Source organism: Neobacillus bataviensis (assembly GCF_019969725.1).
Genome location: NZ_JAHXYW010000005.1, coordinates 460,137 through 479,321, shown reverse-complemented (window position 1 = coordinate 479,321; position 19,185 = coordinate 460,137). Strand labels below are relative to the sequence as shown.

General features: G+C 41.8%; 8 protein-coding genes. All 8 read left to right on the top strand.

Annotated features, from left to right (window positions below; translation table 11 throughout):
- Positions 1–337: 337 nt before the first annotated feature.
- The 8 genes from LC455_RS16020 to LC455_RS15985 all read left to right on the top strand — a co-directional run bounded on the left by LC455_RS16020 (position 338) and on the right by LC455_RS15985 (position 18,237).
- Complete coding sequence (locus tag LC455_RS16020) at positions 338–4,501, top strand: S8 family serine peptidase (RefSeq protein WP_223592232.1); 4,164 nt, start codon at positions 338–340, stop codon at positions 4,499–4,501.
- Positions 4,502–4,513: 12 nt separating this feature from the next.
- Positions 4,514–5,023 (top strand): VanZ family protein, encoded by a 510-nt coding sequence (locus LC455_RS16015; protein WP_369075760.1) that lies wholly within the window; start codon positions 4,514–4,516, stop codon positions 5,021–5,023.
- 331 nt (positions 5,024–5,354) lie between these two features.
- Entirely contained in the window at positions 5,355–9,572 is a 4,218-nt protein-coding gene (locus tag LC455_RS16010; RefSeq protein WP_223592228.1) for a S8 family serine peptidase, read from the top strand.
- Between the two features lie 417 nt (positions 9,573–9,989).
- Positions 9,990–12,644: a glucosaminidase domain-containing protein gene (locus LC455_RS16005; RefSeq protein WP_223592226.1), complete on the top strand. Its 2,655-nt coding sequence runs from the start codon at positions 9,990–9,992 to the stop codon at positions 12,642–12,644.
- A 126-nt stretch (positions 12,645–12,770) separates the two neighbouring features.
- A complete protein-coding gene (locus LC455_RS16000; protein ID WP_223592225.1) occupies positions 12,771–14,522 on the top strand; it encodes a M14 family zinc carboxypeptidase in 1,752 nt (583 codons plus the stop codon).
- A 153-nt stretch (positions 14,523–14,675) separates the two neighbouring features.
- The gene (locus tag LC455_RS15995; protein WP_223592223.1) at positions 14,676–16,556 is read left to right on the top strand and encodes an NTP transferase domain-containing protein; all 1,881 of its coding nucleotides are present in this window, start codon (positions 14,676–14,678) and stop codon (positions 16,554–16,556) included.
- Positions 16,540–17,511, top strand: coding sequence for a DMT family transporter (locus LC455_RS15990; RefSeq protein ID WP_223592222.1), 972 nt, complete (start codon positions 16,540–16,542; stop codon positions 17,509–17,511). Before LC455_RS15995 ends, LC455_RS15990 begins: the two co-directional genes overlap by 17 nt.
- A 33-nt stretch (positions 17,512–17,544) precedes the next feature.
- Complete coding sequence (locus LC455_RS15985; RefSeq protein ID WP_223592221.1) at positions 17,545–18,237, top strand: NTP transferase domain-containing protein; 693 nt, start codon at positions 17,545–17,547, stop codon at positions 18,235–18,237.
- Positions 18,238–19,185 lie beyond the last annotated feature (948 nt).

Below are 19,185 nucleotides of genomic sequence, written 5' to 3'. Positions count from 1 at the left end.
ACATAATCAGATAACATGCCCCGCGTCTATTCTTTCAATTTTTACAAAAAATTATCTTCATAAATGTGACAAGATGAATCTATAAAAAACATGTAAATACAATTTTTTTTCCCAATATGCCGCATTGTGGAGACATGAACCTATATATGACTATAGTCGCACTCCTTTTTGTCGAAAATTGCGAAAAATACTTCTTCGTTCTCCGAATAATCTATTGCCAATTCTAGACAAAAATACTAAAATTATATTTGTATATTCCGACTTTTCTAACTTAATAGAAAAAGGGATAAACGAAATAAGTAGAATTACATATTTCACATTAGGGGGGAAATCTTTAATGAGCAAAAAGAACCACAATAAGAAGCGCAAAATTGCTACATACGCATTAGCGTCAGCTCTTGTATTAACAAATTTCAATTTTGTTTCCCAAACAAAGGCTGCTACCTACAAACCTGGTGATCTAGAAGCAAAGCTTAAGCAGTTCAAGCAAAATCAAAAAAGAACTGTATTTAAAAAAGATGCAGCTAAAACGAGTGCACGCGACAATCTTAAAGCGACTGACAAGGTTCGTGTTATCGTAGAGGTTGACGGACAAACTCCAGTTGAATATGCAACCAGTCAAGGTGTTCTATATAAAGAATTATCAGAAGATAAAAAATCCTCAATCGCTGCAAAAGCTGAAAGCCAGCAAAAGTCTGTAAAAGACAAAATTGCGGCTAAAGGTGTAACGATTAAGTACAAGCAAAAGTATTCCACTGCCTTCAATGGCTTCAGTGGTGAAATGTCTTACGGCGACATCGCTAAAGTTGAAAGCGTTTCCGGTGTTAAAGCGGTTTACTTAGCAAATGAGTATAAAAAGCCTGAAATGGAACCAAATCTAAAAACGAGCCACAACTTCGTTCAATCCCGGACGACTTGGCAAGATGCCGGATTTAAAGGCGAGGGTATGGTTGTAGCGGTAATCGACACAGGTGTGGATCCAAGCCACCGTGACTTTAAATTAACTGACACTTCGAAAGAAGGATTAACGAAAACTGCGGTTGATAAAATTGTAGCTGACAAAGGCTTAAAAGGACATTTCTACACGGACAAAGTTCCTTATGGTTACAACTACTACGATCAAAACAACACCATCCTTGATTTAGGACCTGGCGCAAGCATGCACGGTATGCACGTTGCTGGTATCGTAGCAGCAAACGGTGACGAAGCAAACGGCGGTGTTAAAGGGGTTGCTCCGGAAGCGCAAGTTCTTGCGATGAAGGTATTCTCTAACGACCCAATTTACCCATCTACATGGTCTGACGTCTATCTTGCAGCGATTGATGACTCTATTAAACTAGGTGCCGATGTTCTAAACATGAGCCTTGGTGATGTAGCGGCATTCTATCAAGAAAACGGTGCAGAAGACCTTGCGATTAAGCGAGCTACTGCTAACGGAATCGTTTGTGCGATGTCTGCTGGTAACTCCAACCATATCGGTGACGGCTGGGATGACCCATTTGCCCAGAACCCTGATATTGGTGTAGTTGGCGCACCAAGCTTAAATCCTGACGGTATTTCCGTAGCAGCTTCTGGCAACGAGGCATTCTTGTATCAAACAAATGTTACCGTTGACGGCCTGGAAGGCTTCACAGCTTTAGGTAAAGGTATTGACGACTGGTCAAAGCTTGCTGCAGATAACGGCGGTAAACTTCAACTTGTCAGTCTTGGAGGGGATAAGCTTGGTTCTCCAGAAGACTATAATAATGTCGATGTAAAAGGTAAAGTAGTACTAGTTCCACGCGGTACTTTATCTTTCTTTGATAAAACGAAGAACGCAGCTGCTGCAGGAGCAGCAGGGATCATTGTTTATAACAAAACAAATGGAGTCTGGTTCGATAATCAAGGCGGCTGGGATGTACCATTCATGTTGATCCCTGGTGCAGAGGGCGCAACTCTTGAACAGCAGATTGCTAATGGTCCAACGTACATCAACGTTGCTACAGCCAATAAGCAAGAAAGTCCTGAAATGGGTCGTATGACAAGCTTTACTTCATGGGGTGTTACACCGGATCTACACCTGAAGCCTGAAATTACTGCTCCTGGTGGAAATATTTATTCAACCGTTAACAACAATCAATACGAAGTAATGAGCGGTACTTCCATGGCATCACCGCATGTTGCCGGCGGATCTGCTCTAGTTCAGCAATACTTACAAGGAGATGACCGTTTCAAGGATCTTTCCGTTTCTGACCGCACTCATCTTGCAAAAGTATTATTGATGAACACAGCTCATGTGATCGAAGACTTAAACGGCCAGCCGTTCTCACCACGCCGTGAAGGTGCTGGAATGATGCAAACCTATTCAGCTGTTACAACACCTGCTTATGTTGTAAACAAAGCCACTGGCGATTCAAAAGTAGAATTGAAAGATTTCCAATCTAAACAATTCTCAATGACATTCACAGTGAAAAATATTTCTAAAGACAAATCAGTGACTTATAACGTAGATACTAGTGTGTTAACAGATACCATCCAACAAGTGAAAAGCGGTCCTGAATACAACGCACTTATTGCTGGTGACCTTGCAGGTGCAGTGGTTAATGCTCCAAAAACCGTAACTGTACCGGCTGGAAAATCTGTTGATTTTACAGTAAACGTAGACTTCTCTAATGCGAAACTTCCTGCTCTTGATAAGGCAGGTAATAAAACAACTCTTGAATTAAGAAAGAACATTTTCGTTGAAGGTTCTGTTAACTTAGTAAGCGCTGATACAGCTGTTCCTAGCTTAACCGTTCCATATGTGGGCTTCTATGGTAAGTGGGATGAGCCAAAGATCGTTGATGGATTTAAGACACTTGGCGAAGACCGATACTATAATTTGGATCGTCTGTTTGATGGCGGTACTGACGTAGAAGTAGACGGACAATATTTCGGCACATCTTTTGATAAAGATAATAAAAAATTCTATGCTCTTTCACCAAATGGTGATGGATTATTGGATACAATCAACCCAATTCCATCCTTCTTAAGAAATGCTGCTGAAGTTCAGTTCAACATCTTGGACGAGGCCGGCAACCAGCTAAAGCGTGTGAAGGCAGAATCTGATGTTTATAAAAATGCTTTCGATGGTGGAAATGGATCGGCGTTCTCTTATAAAGCAGACCGCGTATGGGATGGAAAAGTAAATGGTCAACCGGTTAAAGACGGCTTGTACTACTACGAAATCAAATCTGTCGTCGACTATGCAGGTGCCCAGTGGCAATCAAAGAAAATTCCAGTCTATGTAGACACTACTAACCCAGTGGTTGCTTCTACTTACGATCCTGAAAAGCAAGCGGTAACTTGGAAGACAACTGAAAATGGATCTGGTGTTGAAAGCTATCTTATTTTAGTAAATGGAGAAGAAGTAGCTCAAGTAGATGGCAAAGCAACTTCTTACTCATTTGCCAACCTAGAAACTCCAGTTCCTGATAAAGCAATTGTTCAGGTATTGGCATTTGATAATGCTGGAAACTACGGTTATGACACCGCTGCAATCGGCGATGTGGATCTTCCGCTAATCATCATCTCTGATGGTTCAATGGATGATGATGGAAATTATATTCCAAATTCACCAGAGCCATGGGGCGCTTACAGTACAAAAGAAGTTCCTGTAAAAGGATTTGTTTCTGATGATACTGGAATTAAAGCCATTAAGGTAAATGGAAAAGACGTTGAATTCTCGCAGAATAAAGAAGATGGCAAGTTCTACTTCGAAACTACTGTTAAGTTTGATAAGGATGGCTTGTATGATGTAACGGTTGAAGCAACTGATCACTCTAATAAGTCCTTCTCGATTGCACGTAAAGTCTTTATCGATACAACAAAACCAGTGATTAACGTAAACGCACCTTCACGCGTAGATAAGAATGTCGACAAGGTTACTTTAAATGTGAACCTGCAGGATAACTTCCACTACTTAAGCTTCTATGTGAATGAAGATAATGAGTTTGAAGTTCCAAAGGTAAGCCCAATAGATGATATTCAACCATTGAATAAAAACTATTCCGTAACTGTACCTCTTAAGGAAGGCGAAAACAAAGTAACCTTAAAGGCGAAAGACCTTTCAGGTAACGAAACAGTGAAGGAAGTTGTCATCAACCGTCAGGACGCTGTTGTTCAGAAGAACGGCTGGAGCTTGGAAAACGGTTCTTGGTTCTATTATGTGAACAATGTTAAAGCTACTGGCTGGGTTAAAGACGGCGGTAAGTGGTACTTCTTGAAGAAAGACGGCCAAATGGCTACTGGCTGGGTATTAGATGGTGGAGCTTGGTACTACCTAACTAAGTCTGGCGCTATGAAGACTGGCTGGTTATTAGAAGCTGGCAAGTGGTATTACCTAAACGCTAACGGTTCCATGGCAACTGGATGGAAACTAATTAACGGCAAATGGTACTACCTATACAAAAATGGCGTAATGGCTGCTAACACAACTGTTGATGGCTATAAGCTAGGAAAAGATGGAGCTTGGATTAAGTAATCATCAGATCCAATGAAGGCGAACAGATTCTCATCTGCTCGCCTTTTTGTGTATACATTCTTCCTTTTGAGTCAAAATTTGAAGCAAGAGGAGGAGCAATTCATGAGGATTTTTCTAATCTTAATTTGGACGTTATCTATTTTTGTTTTTACCTGTACCGCAAACTTCTCAGAATTACTGGCATCAGGAGCGGTTTACTTCGAGTGGGATGCGCATCCGCAGTTTAAGGAATTACTAGAACCCCTTCCTGTTAGTATAAACATGGATTTCATCATCCAAAAAATAGGTCATCTAACCGCCTTTTTCATCTTAGCGCTATTACTTCAGACCAAAGTTCACTCAAAATTTGAGGTCTTAATTTTTGCGGCCTCCTATGCAATATTAACCGAGTTTCTTCAATTATATTTCACCAGGGACGGCAGGTTGTTTGATATCGGGATTGATAGTGCGGGCATACTTCTGTCATTAGCAATAGGAAGCTTTTTGAATGCAAGGAATTCGAAGGAAATCAGTCATTCCTAATGAGGGAGTGGCTTTTTTTATGCCCATAACGGAGGGATTTCCAATTCATATCCAGCGAATGTCGAAAGTTTCGCAAAATCGGTAGTAAATTCCTAGGAATATGTAGTAAATACCTGAAAATATGTAGTAAGTGCCTAATAATATGTCAAAAGCGCCTCAAAATATGCCCTAAGCTCCGCCAGCACTTAATTAATTTTTAATACCATTGACCCACACCTATTACTCTACTAAAATTAAATTAACATTTGGATTTTTCTAGCAAATTTGTAATTGACTACTAGATTAGAATAGTTTAAGTGTAAGTCGTGCCTATTAGGGGGAAACATGGATTATGAGTCTAAAGTCATTAAAAAAGAGAAAAAAAATGACTACTTACGCGTTGGCGTCCGCATTGGTATTATCTAATCTTGGTTTTGCTGCACCATCCAAAGCGGCAACAACACAAGCGCAGGTAACAAAAAAAGATTACACCGCAATGGTGGAGCAATTTAAAAAGAAACTAAATGTAAAAAGCGGCGAAAAGTTTCAACTAAAGAATAAGGTTAAGGCTCAATTTAAGGCACAGGACAAAGTCCGCGTGATCGTCGAGGTCGAGGGACAGACTCCCGTCGAGCTGGCTACCCAGCAGGGGAAATTATACAAAGAATTATCACAAAGCACTAAATCCTCTGTTAACGAAAATCTTGTCAAACAGCAAAAAACAGTAAAAGACAAAATTAAGGCTAAAGGAGTCAAGTTTACTTACAAAAACCACTTTTCTACTGCCTTTAATGGTTTCAGCGGTGAAGTGCAATTTGGTGATATTGCCAAGCTTGAAGAAATAGACGGCATTAAACATATTTACTTGGCCAATGCATATAAACGTCCCGAAGAAAAACCGGATATGAAAACGAGCAAATCGTTTATCCAAACGAGCCAAACATGGGCTGACGCCAAATTAAAAGGCGAGGGTATGGTGGTGGCGGTCATCGACACAGGCATCGACCCATCCCATAAGGATTTTGTCCTGACCGATCCATCCAAGGAAGGTCTTACAAAGGATAATGTAGCGGCAATCGTTAGCAAAGATGGGCTAAAGGGTAAATTTTTCACGGATAAAGTCCCATATGGGTACAACTACTTTGACCAAAACGACACGATTCTCGATAAAGGAGCTACGGGAATGCATGGTATGCATGTGGCTGGGATTGTAGCTGCTAATGGAAACGAAGAAGACGGTGGCATCAAAGGGGTGGCACCGGAATCCCAGGTGCTGGCGATGAAAGTTTTCAGTAACGACATCCTGTTCCCTTCCACATGGTCTGATGTGTATTTAGCGGCCATCGACGATTCGATTAAGCTTGGGGCCGATGTTCTGAATATGAGTCTTGGCGAAGTGGATTCTTTTTATCAAGAGCAAAGTGCTGAAGACATAGCAATCGCAAGAGCTACCAACAATGGCATTGTCTGCTCAATGTCAGCCGGAAACTCGAATACTATTGGCTTCGGCTGGGACAACCCATTTTACAAGAATCCTGATATTGGAGTAGTCGAAGCACCAGGAATCAATCCTGACGCGATTTCAGTCGCAGCTTCTGGAAATGTTGCCGTGCAATATCAGCATTCCCTCACGATTGATGGCGTAGAGGGTACTTCTTTCACAGGATATGGAATTGATGATTGGACTATGCTTGCTTCAGAAAACGAGTCATTAGAGCTAGTAAGTTTAAATGGAGCACCTGGTTTTCCCGAAGACTACGAAGGATTGGATGTTACCGGGAAAATTGTTGTCCTCAAACGCGGTGATTTATCCCTTGCAGATAAAGCCTGGATTGCCGCAGAGGCCGGTGCCGCCGGAATTATCGTCTACAATAGTGATGGCGAAACCCTTTATAAAAATCAAGGCGGCTGGGATATTCCATTTATGATGCTCTCAGAAGAAGAGGGTACGGCCCTTGAGACCGCGATTGAAGAAGGCCAAACAACTTTTCACGTAGCAAAATCGGGTGAGCTGCTCGATCCGGAAACTGGCAGGATGTCGGAATTTTCCTCTTGGGGCACCACGCCATCCCTTGAGTTAAAGCCGGAGATCACCGCTCCTGGCGGAAGAATCCTTTCGACGTTAAATGATAATCAATATGGGGTATATAGCGGTACGTCGATGGCAGCGCCACATGTGGCCGGTGGTTCAGCGCTTGTACAGCAATATTTACAGAACGATACGCGTTTCAAGGGTCTTTCAGTCAGCGAACGCACCCATCTTGCTAAGACTTTATTAATGAATACGGCAAAAGTCATTGATGATGTTAATGGAAAGCCATTCTCGCCTCGTCAGCAGGGTGCTGGGATGATGCAGACTTATAATGCGGTGAAAACTCCTGTTTATGTTGTTAACAAAAGTACTGGTACAGCGAAGGTTGAGCTGAAGGATTTTACCACTAAAGAATTCACCATGACCCTGAAAGCTAAGAATATTACAGATAAAGATGTGACGTATAATGTCAGAACGGATGTGTTAGCCGATACTCTTAAAGAAAATCCAGAAGGCGAAGCGCAAAACGCCTTAAATGAAGGGCGATTGCAGGGAGTGAAGTGGGATGGCCCGAGAACCATTACCGTTCCTGCAGGTGGATCCAAAGACATAAGTATTCATGTTGATTTAAGTGAAGCAAAGGTACCCGCCATTGACGCAGATGGAAACAAAACGACCGTCCCGTTAATGGAAGATATGTTTGTTGAGGGGTTTGTCCGATTAACGGATGCGGACAAAACCACAGAAGGAAAAAAAGAGCTTAGTCCTGACCTGACCATCCCTTACGTTGGCTTTTACGGAAAGTGGGATCGTCCATCGATACTTGACGGCTTTAAGGATTTAGGGGAATCTCGTTTCTTTGATTTAACAGGATTGTTTGACTGGGAAGATGAAGAGGGGAATAAATACGAGGAGCCGGTGCATGATATGCTCTCCGATGACTGGTTCTTAGAACCTGTTCCTGAAAAGAATGTCTACGCATTCTCGCCAAATGGTGACTGGATGCACGATGATATTAATACGCTCCCAGCCTTTTTAAGAAATGCTTCAGATGTACAGTTCAATATTTTAGATGAAAATAAAAAATTGCTCCGCCGTGTAAAAACAGAAAAGGACGTATTTAAAAATTATTTTGATGATGGCCTTGGCATTCCTTTCTCCTACAACTATGACCGTACATGGGATGGAAAAGTGAATGGGAAAACAGTCAAGGATGGCTTGTACTATTATCAAATCAAGTCCGTCATTGATTATGCAGGGGCGCAATATCAAACAAAGGAAATTCCGGTATTGGTTGATACGACTGCACCACAAATTGAAGCCAAGTATAATGAGAAAACCTCATCCGTTGTTTGGGATACGGTTGAAGAAGGATCAGGAGTTAAGGCGTATGCCATCTTTGTTAATGGGGAAATGATTGATGAAGTCACACCTGACGTGAACCGCTATGTGTTGAAGGACCTGCCGGAAAATGCCATCGTCGATGTACTTGCTGTCGACTATGCTTTTAACTTTGGTGGTGATTCGGTTCCGATTGGCGAGGTTGAGGACGCGGAACCACTGATTATCATTGATCCTTGGTCCACAATGCCATATGGTGCTTACAATGCTAAAGAGGTTCCAGTTGGGGGCTTTGTTATAGAGGATGTGGGTTTAAAATCTCTAACGGTAAATAATAAAGATGTTTCGTTTTCACATACTGAGCCTGGAATGTATTCCTATTCAACTACAGCTTCCTTTGAAAAAGATGGGTTCTACGATATCATTGTGAAAGCGGTGGATAACGCTGGTCAAGAGTCGTCGATTTCCCGAAAAGTATTTATTGATTCAACGGCACCAATCATTGATGTGAAAGCGCCAAGCCTTGTCCCTGAAAGTGTTGATGAAATCACGCTTAAACTTAATCTGAAGGATAATTTTAATTATCTATCCTTATTCGTGAATGATAATCACGAGTATGAGAAGGCTGTTGTCGGCCCTGTTGATGTACAGGCACCGGCAAACGACTCAGTCGAAGTTAAGGTTGACTTAGAACCGGGGCAAAACAAGGTTAGCTTAAAGCTGCGTGACCTGGCTGGAAATGAAACCGTCAAAGAACTTTCCATCCAAAGGGCAAATGTCAACGGCTGGGTGAAGGAGAACGGTTCCTGGTATTTCTTAACCAACAGTGTCAAAACGACAGGCTGGGTAAAGGATAAAAATTCCTGGTATTACCTAAATGCTGATGGAAAAATGCAAACAGGCTGGATTAAGTACAAATATAAATGGTATTTCTTAAATAAAAACGGTGCAATGGCCGTCAATCAATGGGTTTATGAAAATCATAAATGGTATTTCCTCGGTGCAGACGGCACAATGCAAACCGGCTGGATTGCCCCGAACGGCAAATGGTACTATTTAAATTCCAAGGGGGAAATGGTAACCGGATGGATTCAACTGAGCGGCAAATGGTACTACTTCTACCAATCCGGCCAACTCGCAGTAAACACCACCATCAGCGGCTATAAACTTGGCAGCGACGGAGCCTGGATTAAATAATTTATGGTGTCACTTTTATGGTGTCAGGCACCATTTGTGGACACTTGTCCATATGGGACGGACGGAGTGATCTGTTCGTCTTTTTTTTTGTTCCAATTATTAACTTCATATGACAAATATGTTAAAAACGACATAATTTTCAATTTTTTGTTGAAAAAATGTGACAAAATGAGACAATATAGGTATACATAATTGTTTTGAATGAGAAAGTTGTACTAGGAAGGATAGGTTAGTAGAGTTTTTTACTAGATTTTCCATATCCATAAATCTGGAAGTTTAGTATAATCGTCATAGTAATTTTTTAATTCATTAATTAATTTGACCTATTTTCCGCGTAACATCCTCATCCTTTAGCAACTTTTTCAAAAAGTAAAATAATAGTTTAATAGATAGAGAAATTTAGTGGGGGGAAAGAGATTGAAGAAAAAACGGATCACTGCTTTGGTCCTGGCAGGCATGTTGTTCTCCTCGTCTGCATCTGGTACTCAAGCGGCTGTGACCTATACATGGAAGTTTCAGAATAACAATTGGTATTACTATACTTCAACAGGCAAAGCTGTAACCGGCTGGGTGCAATACAAAAATAGCTGGTATTATCTTGGAAGTAATGGGGCGATGAAGACCGGTTGGCTATTGTATAAAAATCAATGGTACTATCTTGATAAGAAAACAGGAATCATGAAAACTGGCTGGCTCAAGGAAAACAATATTTGGTATTTTTTGCAGTCAAGCGGTGCGATGAAGACTGGTTGGTTACTTAATGCAAACAGCTGGTATTTCCTCGACCAAAGTGGCGCTATGAAAACCGGCTGGATTGTAGATAAAAATGTAAAATATTACTTAAGCACAAGTGGAGCTATGGTTACCGGCCAAAAAATGATTGATGGTAACCCATATGTTTTTGCCTCATCAGGAGCCCTTAATACAGCGCCGATTACCGGCTGGTTCCGCGATGGAGCGTATGTGATGTATTTTGACCAGGACGGTACGATGCATAAAGGCTGGCTGACCGATGGTGATAAGAAGTATTATTTCGGCCAGAACGGCCAAATTTTTTCAGGCTGGCTGACCGAAGGTGATAAAAAGTATTACTTCGGTTTGGACGGCGTGATGACAAAAGGTTGGCAAACCATTGATGGTGCACGCTATTATTTTGCTCAAGACGGGTCCCTGCAATCCGGGTGGCTGGCCGAAGGCGAGAATTCTTACTATCTCGGCACAGACGGCGTCATGTTTAAAGGCTGGCTGACCGAAAACGATAAAAAGTATTATTTCGGTCAAGAGGGAGCAATGACAAAGGGCTGGCAAACCATTGATGGAGCCCGTTATTACTTTGCACCTACAGATGGCATCATGCAGACAGGCTGGCTGCAAGATGGCGGCAGCACCTATTACCTTGGCACGGATGGTGCCATGTACAAGGGCTGGCTGACGGAGGAAGAAAAAAACTTTTATTTTGATTCAGAAGGAAAAATGCTGACTGGCTTGCAAACCATTGCGGACCAAATATACTATTTTGGTGCCGATGGCGTTATGCAAACCGGCGGCTGGTTGCAAGTTGAGAATAAAAAGTATTATCTTGGTACGGACGGTAAGGCCTTAAAAGGCTGGCTGACCGAAGGAGATAAAAAGTACTTCTTTGGTTCCGATGGTGCGATGTTAACCGGCTGGCTGACGGACGGCGGCAGGAAGTATTATTTTGATACGAATGGTATGATGATTTCCGGCTGGCTGGCTGCCGATGGCAAATCCTATTACTTTGGAGCCGATGGGGCTGCCCAAACCGGCTGGCTGGCCGACGGTGGCTATTATTATTATTTTTCCACAACCGGCGAGATGCAAACCGGCTGGCTGCTGGAGAATAATAAGTGGTACTATCTGAACAGCGACGGGAAAATGGCTACTGGATGGGCATTCGTCAATGGAAAATGGTATTTCATGAACATCGATGGGATCATGCAAACCGGCTGGTTAACGGATAAAGGCGCTACGTACTATTTAACGAAAAGTGGCGATATGTTTATTGGCTGGCTGTTGCTGGATAATCAGTGGTACTATTTTGACGCTAATGGAAAAATGGTTACAGGAGAGCAAGTCATTGACGGCAAGACCTATAACTTTTTCGATAATGGTGTCTGGAACCCTGGACCAGTTATAAAAAACACAACATATAACTTGACGTTGCAGCAAATGATTGACATGGAAATGCAAAAAAGTCCACAAACGGATAAATATCGAAACAGCCCGGCATATGTCAGCAGTACCTATATTTTAAAAGATGCTAATGATCCGACAAAAGGTGTGGTCACTTCCTCCACACTCAATGTACGCGAAGAAACGAATGCAACTTCTTTTATTTTCGGTACATTAAAGCAGGGAACCCAAGTCCAAATCGTTGCAACCGTAGGGACCTGGTACCAAATTAAATATGACACATGGCGGAATGCGAAAGAATCAGATTTGTCTTACTATGTGAATCCGAACAACTTTAGTTCAACGAGCGCAGAGTATTTCCAGTTCCTTCAGTTAAATAAGACTGCCGGTGCCGATGCACAGGATATCAATTCCAAGGTCCTATACGGAAAAGGGATTCTGCAAAATATGGGCGCCGCGTTTATTCAAGCCGGCAAGCAAAACAATGTCAATGAAGTATACCTCATTTCGCATGCCTTGCTTGAAACCGGAAATGGTACCTCTCCACTATCAACTGGAAAAATTATCGTAAGTACAGTGGATGGAAAACCGGTAGAGCCAAAAGCTGTTTATAACATGTATGGCATTAATGCCTTTGACAGCTGCCCAAATACGTGCGGAGCAGAATATGCGTATAAGCAAGGCTGGTTTACACCTGAAGCCGCGATTATCGGCGGTGCAGCTTACATTGGCAATGGCTATATTAACGCTGCCACCCCACAGAACACACTTTATAAAATGAGATGGAACGCACTCAATGTGAATCATCAATATGCGACCGATATTGGCTGGGCAGTAAAGCAGGTCACCAATATCAAAAAAATCTATGATTCTTTAAGCTCATATACTTTATATTTTGATGTTCCTGTATATAAATAGGATTAAAAGGACTGTGCATGTGCACAGTCCTTTTGTCACTTTTTTTCGAAATTTGTCTATGATATTCTGAGAAATGGTGAAATTAGAGGTTCATAGTTTCATATATTTTTATTTGGGAGATTGAGAATGAAAAAAATTTTGATTAACCTTTTACTGTTTAACCTATTGGCTTTTCCAATTGAAGCGGCGGCTGAGGAAACGGTAAATACAGGAGAAGTATCTGCTGGAAGCGAAAGTGTGCCAGGGACAGATGAATCTTTAAATGGAGAAACAAGTGCCGATGCCGAAACTCCAACGGTTGATTCAAGCGAACAATCGGTTACAAAGGATTCCAATAACGTAAAGGCAGAAGTTATGCCAGCTGGAAGATGGGTTGAGGAAAATGGCGTTACCTACTATTATATCGGTGAGGAAAAAGCAAAAGGCTGGATGGAAATCAGCGGACAAAGATATTATTTTGATCTTGAGTCAGGAGCTCTTCAGAAAGGTTTTTTTCAAGAAGGAGAGCAAACGTTTTACCTTGATGGGCAAACGGGTGCCATGCAATTAGGCTGGGTTCTCATTGATGGTAAATGGTACTATTTCAATCCAGACTCAGGGGCTATGCAAACCGGCTGGATTAAGGAACAAAATATATGGTATTACCTTGATGAAACAGGTGTGATGCAAACCGGCTGGTTACTTTATCAAAACCAGTGGTATTTTTTGAATAAAAATGGTGCGATGGCGACCGGCTGGGTGCTTGTAAATAATCAGTGGTATTATCTAAAACCAGATGGAGCGATGCAAACCGGATGGCTCTATTATCAAAACAATTGGTATTACTTGAAAGCTTCCGGAGCAATGGCAAATGGGTGGCTGATCGTTGACGATGGCTGGTATTATTTTTATTCCAATGGAATAATGGCCAAAAATACGACGGTTCAAGGTTACACGTTAGGAAGCAATGGAGCCTGGGTTGCCAATTTAGTTAATCCAAAGCAGGCCTACTCCTACAATGACCTGGTAGCAGATATTAATAAATTTCAAAAGAATTTCCCGGGTTTTATCAAGACTCAGATAATTGGGAAGTCTGTTGATGGCAGGAACATTTATGCGATAAAGCTGGGAAAAGGGGATAAGGAAATCTTTTTAAATGGTTCTCACCATGCCCGAGAGCATATGACCACGAATGTTTTAATGGAAATGCTTGATCAATATGCATCCTCTTATTCAGCAAATCGCAATTTCAATAGTTACAATGTTAAAGCACTTCTCAATAAGGTTTCCATTTGGTTCGTACCGATGGTTAATCCAGATGGTGTGATGCTTGTCCAGGAAGGGCGCTTCACGGCGAAAAACCCCAGCTATGTATTACAGCTAAACGGGAACAAGACTGATTTTTCCTCATGGAAAGCGAATATCAGAGGGGTAGATTTAAATCGTCAGTATCCAGCGGACTGGGCGAACATTGCGGGTAACACAGGCAAGCCGTCCCCTGAAAACTTTAAAGGTTATCAGCCATTAAGTGAACCAGAAGTACAGGCGGTTTACAATTTTACGAAAGCGCATCAGTTTAAAGTGGCCGTTGCCTATCACTCTTCGGGACGTATCCTTTATTGGAATTTCCATCAAGCTAAGGCAGAGTATGATCGCGATTATAAAATTGCTGTAAAGTACTCCAATTTAACAGGTTACAGTCTTGTATTTCCAGGCCCTAATCCAAGCGGGGGCGGCTTTACGGATTGGTTTATTCAAGACATGAAGATGCCGGGCTTCACACCGGAAATTTCTACCCATACGTTTAGTAAACCAGTGCCGCTTGCTAATTTTGATACCATTTGGAAAGAAAATCAGGCAGCTGGACTTATGCTGGCACAGGAAGCTCTAAATCTTTAATGGAGATGGATTATTCCATCTTCTTTTTTATTTCCTCTCTATATTGCGAATACTAACCCTAAAACGACTTTTTTATTTACAGAAATTCTGGGCTGCGTTACAATGTTAATGCGTTCAAATATTGAATTCATCAGAGGAGGGGGCCGACCCCATATGGAACAGCACTTACTTCAATTATTAGAAGCAATTAATAAAAATTCGAACATAAATCAAAAGAAAATGGCGGAGCTTTGCGGCATCTCTATCGGCAAGGTGAATTATCTAATCCATGATTTAACCCACGGGGACTTTATATATAGTGAAAAAAAAGGCAGAAATATCAGCTATTATTTGAAACAAAAAGGAATCGAATTTTTACAAAGCGGAATCGAAGCTTACCATCATAAAAAGGTTAATATCCATCAAGAACCGTTAACAGAAATTAAACAGGCCGTGATTTTAGCAGCGGGTTCTCGCAAGGAGTTCAACAAGCCGGCCGGACTAATGGAAATCGATGGCACCACACTCCTGCAAAGGAATTTGGATATCCTTCAGGAAAATGGCATCAACCATATTGTACTGGTTACTGGATATAATCCGGAAGCATTCAAGGATCATCCTGAATTCAGCCACATCCAGTTTGTCCATAATTCTAAATACAAATGGACTGGATCGATGGCATCCTTAGCAGCGGCTCAGCCATTTATCACCAGCGATTTTTTGTTAGTCGAGGATGATATTTTAATTGAAGAGCGGGCAATCAGAGAAATCCTGCAGCATCCGCAGCGTGACACGGTCCTGATCAGCAATGAAAGCGGCTCCGGAGACGAAGCGTTTGTCGAAATCCAAAATGGCTATCTTCATAAAATTTCAAAAGACATTCATCAATTTAACCGCATCGATGGCGAAATGATTGGAATCAGCAAGATTTCCTATGACGTGTATTCCAAAATGGTCAGCGAATACCAACAAAACAATAAAAACCCACTTATACACTATGAATATATGCTGCTAGACATTTCGCGCCACTTCAATATTGGCTACTTAAAGATGCATAATCTGATTTGGGGCGAAATTGATACTCGGAAGCACTATGAAACAGTTATTGAAAAAACCTATCCGATGTTAAAACGGAAGGAAGCGGAATTCCGTGAAATTTTTATAAAAAGTCATTTAATGGATGCCCTTGACCTTGCCAATGAGGACATTGAAGACATCCAGCCGTTCGGCGGCATGACGAACAAAAACTTTAAAGTCGCTATCAAAGGAAAAGAGTACGTGCTTCGAATCCCAGGCAATGGAACGGAATCGATGATTAACCGCCGTGAGGAAAAATTCAATGCCGCATTGGTAAGTAAGTTAGGTATCGATACCGAGCTGCTGTATTTTAATGAAGAAACCGGCGTAAAGATTGCCGAACTGATTCCAAATGCCGAAACGTTAAACAGCAAAATGGCAAAGCGCCAAGATATCATGGAGCTGACAACGAATAACTTTAGAAAGCTGCACAACTCGGGTCTCAAGATGGCTAACTACTTTGATGTGTTTGAAAAAATGGATGAGTACGAGCGGTTGATGATTGAGGCGGGTGGGCAGCCGTATCACCCATTTAAGGAAGTAAAAGAACAGGTTATGGTTCTGAAGCGAATTTATCAAGAAATGAATATTAAACTAACTCCGTGTCATATTGATCCGGTGCCTGAAAACATGGTGAAAAGCGGGGAAGATAAGCTTTATTTCATTGACTGGGAATACAGCGGCATGAACGACCCCATGTGGGATCTCGCCGGACATTCCATGGAAAGTGGCTTTACTCCAGAAGAGGAGGAACTATTTTTAACCCTTTATTTGCAGCAGGATGAAGTCCCGCTTGAAATTCAACAGCGAGTGCTGATGAATAAAATTTTCCAGGATTTCCTTTGGAGCACTTGGACAGTTATTAAAGAGGCAAAGGGCGACGATTTTGGCACCTACGGAATAGACCGCTTTAACAGATGTAGAGAGAATTTAAAACACGACTTAATTAGGGAGATGGCATATGAATACAAAAAATAAAGGATTACTCTTCGGGTTGTTTTCCGGGTTCACTTGGGCGCTCGACACCGTATTAATCGGAATGGTATTATCAAAAGCATTGTTCGTTTCCTCCGATTTGGTGATTTTCCTTGCGCCGCTAGTAAGTACCTTTTTCCATGATTTATTGTCCAGTGTCTGGATGCTGATCTATATGGCGATCAGAGGGGAAGTGAAGGTTCCTTTTCAAAAATTAACAACCCGAAGCGGGCGGTTTGTCATGCTGGGCGCGTTACTCGGCGGACCAATTGGAATGACGGGCTACGTGCTTGCGGTTAAGTATTTGGGTGCTTCCTTATCGGCTTCTATTTCAGCCGTGTACCCGGCGATTGGTGCATTTTTTGCCTTTGTGATCTTAAAGGATAAATTAACGTTAAAAAACTGGATTGGACTTTTTATTAGTATTTTGTTTATTTTCTTATTAGGCTTTGCGGGCGGCGAACCTTCACCAAGCTACATTCTTGGTTTCTCATTCATCCTTTTATGTATTTTCGGCTGGGGGATGGAGTGCGTTATTCTTGCGTACGGTATGAAGGATGATGAAATCTCACCAGAGCAAGCGCTGCAAATTCGTCAATTGGTTTCAGCTGTCACGTACGGCGTGTTGATACTACCATTTTTCAAGGCGTATCCGCTTGTGGGTGAAGTGTTTAAGAGCAGTGAGTTTTTCTTGATCGCGTTGATCGCCCTTTCCGGAACAGCTTCTTATGTATTTTATTACAAAGCGATTTACGTTATGGGTCCAACCCGTGCGATGGCCTTGAATATTACGTATGCTGCCTGGGCGATTCTGTTAAGCTTCATCATTTTAGGCACACCGATTACCTTTAAGCTTGTGTTCTTTAGTATAATGATTTTATTAGGATCTATTATTACGGTCGCCAGTCAAGAGGAGCTCAAATGGATGAATCTTCTCAAAGGCAGGAAAACGGCGTAATAAAATTTTTCAAGAGGAAGGAATTACAGCTAAATGAAGGCAATTATTCTTGCAGCAGGGATGGGCACCAGATTACGTCCACTAACGTTGACAACACCTAAAGCACTAACTGTCGTAAACGGGAAACCGATGCTTGAGAGACAGGTGGAGTTTTTACAAGAAGTCGGCGTTTCGGAAATCATCGTGGTCACCGGCTACTTAGCGGAAAAGTTTGAGTATTTAAAAGAGAAGTACGGTGTAAAACTCATTCACAATGATAAATACGATGTTTATAACAATATGTACACTATGTATTTAGTGAGGGAATATCTGCCGGATTCATATGTCATTGATGGCGATAATTACCTGGACCGCAATTTCATGTTAGAGGCACCGAAGACGTCCATGTATTTCAGCGCCCGCAAACCGGATTTCAAAGGGGAATGGATGATTCGCTACAATGAGGATTACAAAGTAACCGATATCGAGGTTGGCGACGGTGATCAAGAGTACATTCTTTGCGGCGTGTCCTACTGGTCCGAGCAGGATGGACGTTATATTGTAGGGAAACTTGAAGAAGCAGTAGAAGGCGGCAATTTTGTGGAGTTCTGGTGGGATGAAATCGTCAAGAATAACCTGCCTAACTTAAATGTTTACCTTCAAGAAATCCACCCTGATGACAGCTATGAAATCGACTCCGTAGCAGACCTTGAAAAAGTAAATAAATTATTAGCAGCGAAAAAATAAACGGGCACTTGGTGCCGGTTTATTTTTTTTGCCATATGCATTTGAAAAAAGTGTAATTTGGTCAATAATGGCGGCTCCTATTGTTTGTTGTTATGAAAAAAGGGCATAAACGGTGTAATTAGGAGAAGGTCCAAATGCCCGTTAAGGTAAAAAAAGCACGCAAGCGGTAAAAAGGAGAGCGTCCTAATTCCCGTTAAGGTAAAAAAAGCACGCAAGCGGTAAAAAGGAGAGCGTCCAAATGCCCATTAAGGTAAAAAAAGCACGTGAGCGGTAAAAAGGAGAGCGTCCTAATTCCCGTCGAGGCGAAAAGAGCAGGCAAGCGGTAAAAAGGAGAGCGTCCTAATTCCCGTCGAGGTGAAAAGAGCAGGCAAGCGGTAAAAAGGAGAGCGTCCTAATTCCCGTCGAAGCGAAAAAAGCGCGCAAGCGGTAAAAAGGAGAGCGTCCTAATTCCCGTCGAAGCGAAAAAAGCACGCAAGCGGTAAAAAGGAGAGCGTCCTAATTCCCGTCGAGGGCGGAAAAAGCACGTGAGCGGTAAAAAGGAGAGCATCCAAATGCCCGTCAAGACAAAAAAGCTCGGGTGTTGTAATTAATAATGGTCACACAAATGGAAGCTTCTCCGCGATCCTAAAAGAGGACTCAATTGCCTAGAATTTCAATTTACTCATAATAACAAAATCTTGTATTCCCTTTAGTAGTAAGATTTTGCTTTAAATTCCTTCTGATTGACTTAATAGAAACTTCCCCGTTGCACCATTCATGTACTAAGTTCGTGGTAATTTTCATCTCTGGAAAAAGCACCTTTAATTCCAAAACACTTCACAATACAGCGGTATCAATAGCTTCTTCATGCCCACAATCAGCACAAACGCTTTTCTTCTCGCTGGGGGAAATCGACAATAAGTCGCATACACCACAAGAAAGACCTTTTCGCAGCATCCCATAATTATA